Annotated in this window: 5 protein-coding genes and 1 pseudogene; 3 read left to right on the top strand and 3 right to left on the bottom strand. The window is 52.4% G+C overall.

The genetic code is table 11. The features are described from left to right. Together dsbG and WFM46_RS15830 are read left to right on the top strand one after the other, a co-directional pair. Positions 1 to 204: pseudogene (dsbG, locus tag WFM46_RS15835) on the top strand (thiol:disulfide interchange protein DsbG); the annotation flags it as partial. A gap of 168 nt (positions 205 to 372) precedes the next feature. Beyond that, positions 373 to 1,635, top strand: coding sequence for a Y-family DNA polymerase (locus WFM46_RS15830; RefSeq protein WP_336997986.1), 1,263 nt, complete (start codon positions 373 to 375; stop codon positions 1,633 to 1,635). 417 nt (positions 1,636 to 2,052) lie between these two features. Here WFM46_RS15830 and WFM46_RS15825 read toward each other — a convergent pair whose 3' ends face one another. The 3 genes from WFM46_RS15825 to WFM46_RS15815 form a co-directional block, all read right to left on the bottom strand. Next, positions 2,053 to 2,730, bottom strand: coding sequence for an SOS response-associated peptidase (locus tag WFM46_RS15825; protein WP_180210202.1), 678 nt, complete (start codon positions 2,728 to 2,730; stop codon positions 2,053 to 2,055). Between the two features lie 86 nt (positions 2,731 to 2,816). Continuing rightward, on the bottom strand, positions 2,817 to 4,241 hold the full coding sequence (locus WFM46_RS15820) for a hypothetical protein (RefSeq protein ID WP_336997985.1): 1,425 nt from the start codon (positions 4,239 to 4,241) through the stop codon (positions 2,817 to 2,819). 289 nt (positions 4,242 to 4,530) lie between these two features. Then, positions 4,531 to 5,442 carry a LysR family transcriptional regulator gene (locus WFM46_RS15815; RefSeq protein WP_336997984.1) on the bottom strand — a complete coding sequence of 304 codons (912 nt, stop codon included), beginning with the start codon at positions 5,440 to 5,442 and terminating at the stop codon, positions 4,531 to 4,533. 139 nt (positions 5,443 to 5,581) lie between these two features. Here WFM46_RS15815 and WFM46_RS15810 point away from each other — a divergent pair, with 139 nt between their 5' ends. Continuing rightward, positions 5,582 to 6,949, top strand: coding sequence for an MFS transporter (locus WFM46_RS15810; protein ID WP_336997983.1), 1,368 nt, complete (start codon positions 5,582 to 5,584; stop codon positions 6,947 to 6,949). Positions 6,950 to 6,956: the final 7 nt, after the last annotated feature.

Raw genomic sequence — 6,956 nt, 5'->3', positions numbered from 1 at the left:
AGCAACGGCAAAACCAAACCGGCGCTGACGAGTAATACGCCGCCTGCGGTGTTTAAGCAGATCGAGCATAACCAGCAGCTGATGACGCAGCTCGGCGCCAGCGGTACGCCTGCCATCTATTACCTGAATAAAGATCGCACCCTGCAGCAGATCGTCGGCTTGCCGGATGCTAAGCAGATGGCCGATCTGGTGGCCTGTAAATAAGCCACTCCGGTTATTAACCTGAACCATAGTCTCAACCGTTGTGCCGGTAAGCACCTTGATTTGTTCGAAAAATCATTGATACTGTATATATATACAGTTAAACGGATTTGAGACTATGCTATTCACCTTCCCGCGCATTGCTGCGTTCGTTAAAGGGCGCAAATAATCATGTTTGCGCTTGTCGATGTGAACAGTTTCTATGCTTCGTGCGAGACGGTGTTTCGCCCGGATCTGAAAGGGCGCCCGGTGGTGGTGCTGTCGAATAACGATGGCTGCGTGATTGCCCGCAGCGCCGAGGCGAAAGGGCTGGTGACGATGGGGGCGCCTTATTTCAAACAGAAAGAGATCTTCCGCCGCCACGGGATTGTCGCCTTCAGCAGTAACTATGAACTGTATGCTGACATGAGCCATCGGGTGATGACCACCCTGGAAGAGATCGCTCCGCGGGTCGAGATCTACTCGATTGATGAGGCGTTTTGCGATCTTACCGGAGTCAGTAACTGCTACAATCTGGACGCCTTTGGCCGCGAAATCCGCCGAACGGTACTGCAACATACACACCTCACCGTCGGGGTAGGGATCGCGCCCACCAAAACCCTCGCCAAACTGGCGAACTTTGCGGCAAAAAAATGGCAGCGGCAGACTGGCGGCGTGGTCGATTTATCCGGCGTTGAGCGTCAGCGCAAGCTGATGGCGGCGCTGCCCGTGGGTGAAGTGTGGGGCATCGGACGGCGATTGAGCAAAAAGCTCGAGGCGATGGGCATTCATACCGTGCTGGATCTGGCGAATACGCCCACCGCCCTGATTCGCAAGCATTTCAGCGTGGTGCTGGAACGCACCGTTCGCGAGCTGCGCGGCGAGTCCTGCCTGGGGTTTGAAGAGTTTGCCCCGCACAAGCAGGAGATCATCTGCTCCCGCTCGTTCGGGGAGCGGATCTCAGACTATGAGGCGATGCGCCAGGCCATCTGTAGCTACGCCGCCCGCGCCGCCGAGAAGCTGCGGGCCGAGCATCAGTACTGCCGGTTTATTTCGGCTTTTGTGAAGACCTCGCCGTTTGCGCTGAACGAGCCTTACTACGGCAATAGCGCCTCCGTCAAACTGCTGACGCCAACCGAAGACAGCCGGGACATCATTAACGCGGCGACGCGCTGTCTGGATCTCATCTGGCGAGAGGGGCTACGCTATCAAAAAGCGGGCGTCATGCTGGGGGATTTTTTCAGCTCTGGCGTCGCGCAGCTTAATTTATTTGATGAAAATCCGCCGCGCCGCAATAGCGAAAAGCTGATGGCTCTCGTCGACAAATTAAATGAGCAAGGACGCGGAACAATCTGGTTTGCGGGGCAGGGAATAGAGCAGCAGTGGCAAATGAAAAGGGAGATGTTGTCTCCGCGATATACCACACGTTTTTCGGATTTACTGCGCGTCAAATAAATGGCTTTCACTAAAATAGTGCAAAGCCTGAAAGTAAATATTTGTCGAACAGGAAAGATATATCCCTGGACGATCAATAATTGCGCTATGGTGGTGGTTCTATACACCTGCCCGGAGGGGCTATTCCCAACATAAAATTTGAGTGCCCGGTTTGCACGAGCAAGCGGTTTCGTTTTACCTCTTTTAGCCCTACGCAAACCCAACCTCATGGTGCTGTCTGTTCCGTCTGTGGAACCCGACTCACCGCACATTCATGCGTGCCAATGCCAAAACGAAGACGCTGGCCAAAACAGGTGGTTTAGGTGTTAAAAGGGGGGCTAATGCTGGCCCTCCCGATAAATGATTTTGCCGCTACGCTGACGACATTTTATATTAACTGCCGTTTCGTTATTTCTGAAAAAATAGCGGGCTTTATTTTTACGGCTCGCTTATTTTATTAATTAATTCTGGCCCCTGATTTTTTACGTTTCCCACCGCCCGGGTGACAGGATGCCAGTGGAAATCATCTGCGGGAACGGCGCCGCTCTGCGCTATCTCTTCAGCTTCTTTGCTGCTTACCGTCTCGCGGAGCCATTCACGTGCCGCCTGCGGCGTCAGCACCAGCGGCCGTCGGTCGTGAATATCCACCAGCCCTTTGTCCGCTGCCGCAGTCACAATCAGGAATCCTTCCGCTTCATCCCCGCGCTCGAACGGCGTACTGCCGATCGCGGCCATAAAGATGGGCTGTCCATCGGCACGGTAGATAAAGTAGGGCTGTTTTTTCTCCCCCTCTTTTTTCCACTCGAACCAGCCGTCGGCAAAGACAATCGCCCGGCCATGGTTCCATAGCGGTTTAAACATCCGGCTGCTGGCGGCGGTCTCCTGCCGGGCATTGATCAACGGGGCTTTATCCCACCAGCCAGGGGCGTAACCCCAGAATACCGGGTCGAGATGCAACAGGTCGTCGCGCTCGCTGAGCAGCAGCACTTTGGTGCCGGGCGCAACGTTATAGCGCCCGATGGGTTCCGGGTCGTAGGGGATGTCGCAGTCTGCTTCATCCGCCAGAAAAGCAAGATACTCTTCCCGGGTCTGGGCCTGGGCGAAACGTCCGCACATAGTTACCTCCGGTGGTTTTTCTTAAGTATAGAGGGTGAATTTCCCGGAACCGTAACCTCTGCGGCGGACGGTTGTGCTAAGAGCGATTAACGCGTCACCACCACATCGGTAAAGGTGAAGCGTTTTGGATGCCCGTCGGCGTGATAGCCGATGCGAATGAAGACGCGTAACGACTCAAACCAGGCGTAGTCGCCGCTGGCTTCTCTGCCATCACCGAGATCCTGTTTACAGGTAAACTCAAGATAGCGCCCGGGGAAATTGGGGTGAATGTCGGCGGCGTTCTGCCACGCTTTCCCTGCCTCGCAGGTCTGGCTGAGTGATTTGTTCTGTCCAGGCTTATCGCGGTTTGCAATCTGGCTGTGTGAAGAGATGAGCTTGCCCGGCTGTAAGGGGAGGGTAATTCCGCTCGTAAGCGTGGTGCTGACCCATGGCGCTTCCGACATGGTTTCCCATTTCCTGACGTCAACGATATTAAACAGGCGCTGGTACTGGGAATAAAAAACGGCATTGCCGAGCGTCATTTTCACAATGCTTAGCGTCGTGCCGTCTGGCTGGGCATCCACTCTGGCGACCAGTCCCGGCCCTTTTGACTCCGGGCCGCTCTGGGTATAGCGAAGAGAGCGGAAGGTCGGTTTAGATTGGGTGTCGGAGAAGGTTCTCTCGATGAGATCAACGACGTTTGCCGGCAGCGGAAAACGCTGTAACGCCGTCGGAGTATTGTGGTCTAAATCTGGTTGAATGGGTGCGCTATCCGCTGGCGCTTTATGACGCACCGGAAGGGGGCCTGTTCCTACGAAGTGCGAAAGATCGTGGCTGGCACAGAGCGTTTTTGCCACGCCCGCCATCTCTGACGACAGGGCGGTAAACGCGCCCGCTTTAAAGGTTTGGGTATCCGTAACCCGATCCTGGCTATCCAGTGAGAAGGTGCGCAGGAGACGACTTTGCGCTGTTTCGCAGTCAAGTATCACGTCCTGAATCTTCATTGAGTAGGGCGCACCATATTTTTCATCGTAATGAACGTTGGCGAAATCTGTCGCCAGACGCGCGCTGATGATCTTCCCGTCACGCCGACTGTTGTTCACGTCAATAAACTGCATATCACCCTGTTGCGCAGGAGAGGAGAGACCTGCCCACTTCGCCTCAGGCACATTCTGCTGGCAAACATCCAGCCCGGGTGTGGTCATGAACGGGCTGTCTGCATCCGGCTCAAAGGGGCTACCCGGCGCGAAGCGATCGATGGAGTCGGTACTGTAAACGCGCAACCCTTTACCTGGCTGCGCGTTGATAAAGAGCAGCGTTTTGTTCTGCGTCTGGCAATCGGTGTGGATCCAGATTTCACTCATCTGGCCTGCCATCGTGAAGACGCGATAAGGCGCATTGATCCCCTGTCCGATACGCAGCGTGCTGTCCGGTAACCACTCGATGATTTTGATGGGGGCAGGAGGAGGCATATCGATAGCAAATGCCGGCGCGGTGAGGGTCAATCCCAGGAATAAGGCGGTGGGTTTCATTTTTATCCGTTGTTAATCATTTCCTTGACGTGAACAAACGATAGCGCAAAACGAGGAGGAGGAATAACACCAGAATCAGGTGTTTTAAGGGGAATGCCTACCGGGACGCGGTGGCGTCAAATAGAATAAAAACTTTCTTATTGCTGATGTTGTTCTTCTGCCGTCAGGATATTGTCAATGTGAATGATGGCGGGTGAGCGCCTTAAGTGGATCATCCGACAGGCTGTATACCGGAAAAGTAAAAAAAGCGCGCCCGGGCTGAAAAGCGCTGACGTATTTAGCCTTTTACTTATCGCCCAATATTTTGACCAATCCATCCAATAAGATGTTCCGCGAAACCTTCCGCAGCCGGCGAGTTAAAAAACTTTGAAGACTGATACAAACAAACCTGGCGAACCACGTCAGGCGCAACGATACGACGCATAACCAGGCCGAACGGCTTAGCCAGTAGCTCTACATAAGCAGGAGACAGCGTAACGGCCAGACCAGAAGAGGCTATACCGAGGGCGGTAGAAATATTATCGACCACGTCGACAGGGGTTATCCTTTCATTAATGGGCAAAGCACTGCCCATGTTTGCGACATTCTGCTCATGATCGCGTCCTGCTGCGACCAACGGAAATCTTCTCAGATCCTCCCAGTTGACTTCAGCAAACTGCGCAAGTGCATGATCCGGCGTACACCATAATACCCACGGGCTTTCAAACAGCACGGTGGAAAGAATATCGTCACTGCAAAAAGAATTAGGGCCTACCGACATATCTGCGTCACCGTCAATAACAATATCGACGAGACGTTCCACCGGACAATCAATAATCCGTACGGCTACCTCTGGCTGAAGGGTTTTATACGCTTTGATTATTGTCGGTAGCATCACGCCGGCAATCACCATCGGCGCCGCAATGCGCACCACCCCCGTAGCGCGAGCGTTAATCGCTGAAGCGATGGTTTCAGCCTGCCGGGCACGTTTAAGCACCGCCCCAGCAGAATTCAAAAATTCCTTTCCAGTGACAGACAGCGAAACGCGGCGCGTGCTGCGATCAAACAGGCGAAAACCCAGCACGGACTCCAGTTCCTGTACAAGCTGGCTTACTGCGGAGGGAGTAAGTCCAAGACGCTCACCGGCATCCGTAAAACTATGGGTTTCAGCGACCGTAAGAAAGGTTTCCAACTGACGCAGAGTAAAGCGTAAAAAAGGCATGGCGCGGGCTCCAATTAATAACGATTTCTAACAAATAACCCAAATTATTTAAATTGTATACAACAACTCATTAACATATTAATGGTTGCAAATAAATAAAAACCCTTACCCCGCCCTACAGCAGAGGAGCTACCCTGCAATGACTTTAGAAAAATCTGGTTCTTTTGTGAGCGCTACCCGAAGCGAAACGGAGTTCAGTTCTGTGGATTCTGCGCAAACGGATAATGAGCTCATAAAAAAAGTATCTGGCAGACTGGTCTGGTTTCTGTTTTTGCTTTATGTGTTTGCCTTTCTGGATCGTATCAATATTGGTTTTGCGGGTCTGACGATGTCGCAGGATCTGGGCCTTACCGCAACCATGTTTGGTCTTGCCACGACGTTCTTTTATATCGCCTATATTGCCTTTAGTATTCCCAGTAATATTGCTCTTGGCCGCTTTGGGGCCAGACGCTGGCTATCGATTATTATGATTGTCTGGGGGTTGGCTTCTACAGCGACCCTTTTTGCCCATGATGCGCAAAGCTTGTATATATTGCGTACCCTGGTAGGGATCGCTGAAGCGGGCTTTATTCCGGGGATATTACTTTATCTGACCTTTTGGTTTCCTCAGGCCTGCCGCGGACGAACCAATGCGTTATTTATGATTGCCACTCCCGTTACCACCGCACTGGGTTCAGTTGTGTCCGGCTACATTCTCGAGATGAATGGGGTATTAGGGCTGAAGGGTTGGCAATGGCTGTTTCTTCTTGAAGGTCTGCCTTCGGTCGTTCTCGGCCTTGCCGTCCTGTTTTATCTTGATGACAATCCAATAAAAGCAAACTGGCTGACACGCGAGGAAAAAGCACGCCTGACAGCTATGCTTGCTGCAGAACAACATCAGGAAGTCACACCGGAAAAACGAAAAGGAAGTCTGCTTAGCGAACTATGTCAGCCGATAATAATAAAATTTGCCCTGGCCTATTTGTGCCTGGTAAATACGCTTAGCCTGATCGGAATATGGATCCCTCAGATTGTAAAAAGTTTTAATGCGGCCAGCAGCAATGTCACTATTGGCTTACTTGCTGCTATTCCTCAGATATGCACCATTATCGGTATGATCTGGTGGAGTGCGCGCTCCGATCGCCGACGCGAACGTAAATGGCACATTGCCATCCCCATGCTGTTCGCAGCGGTCGGCTGGCTGTTAACAGCCTATGCTGAAAATCCTGTCATTCGTCTTACCGGTATTGCGATGGCCTCTACCGGTGGCTTCTGCGCCATGGCTATATTCTGGACCGCGCCAGATAAAGTCCTTTCCAGTCGTAGTAAACCTGTCGGTATCGCCCTGATCAATGCGGTGGGCAATATTGGATCCGCCCTGAGTGCTTTTGTGGTGGGTTATCTAAAAGATATGACCAATAGCTTTTCCTCGGGACTGCTTTATGCGGTGGTAGTCCTGGTTCTGGGGACGTTACTCATCGTTGCGATTCCCATGAAGCCTGCTACAGACAAAAACCGTGCCTGTTAATCTCAAA

Source organism: Leclercia sp. M50, assembly GCF_037150775.1.
Classification (GTDB): Bacteria; Pseudomonadota; Gammaproteobacteria; order Enterobacterales; family Enterobacteriaceae; genus Enterobacter.
The sequence above is the reverse complement of the archived record's forward strand: the minus strand, read 5'-3'. Positions and strand labels throughout refer to the sequence as shown.

Bases quoted from the DNA above. Each gene is read 5' to 3' on its own strand.
- WFM46_RS15830 (WP_336997986.1), top strand. From the start codon at position 373: ATGTTTGCGCTTGTCGATGTGAACAGTTTCTATGCTTCGTGCGAGACG.
- WFM46_RS15825 (WP_180210202.1), bottom strand. From the start codon at position 2,730: ATGTGCGGACGTTTCGCCCAGGCCCAGACCCGGGAAGAGTATCTTGCT.
- WFM46_RS15820 (WP_336997985.1), bottom strand. From the start codon at position 4,241: ATGAAACCCACCGCCTTATTCCTGGGATTGACCCTCACCGCGCCGGCA.
- WFM46_RS15815 (WP_336997984.1), bottom strand. From the start codon at position 5,442: ATGCCTTTTTTACGCTTTACTCTGCGTCAGTTGGAAACCTTTCTTACG.
- WFM46_RS15810 (WP_336997983.1), top strand. From the start codon at position 5,582: ATGACTTTAGAAAAATCTGGTTCTTTTGTGAGCGCTACCCGAAGCGAA.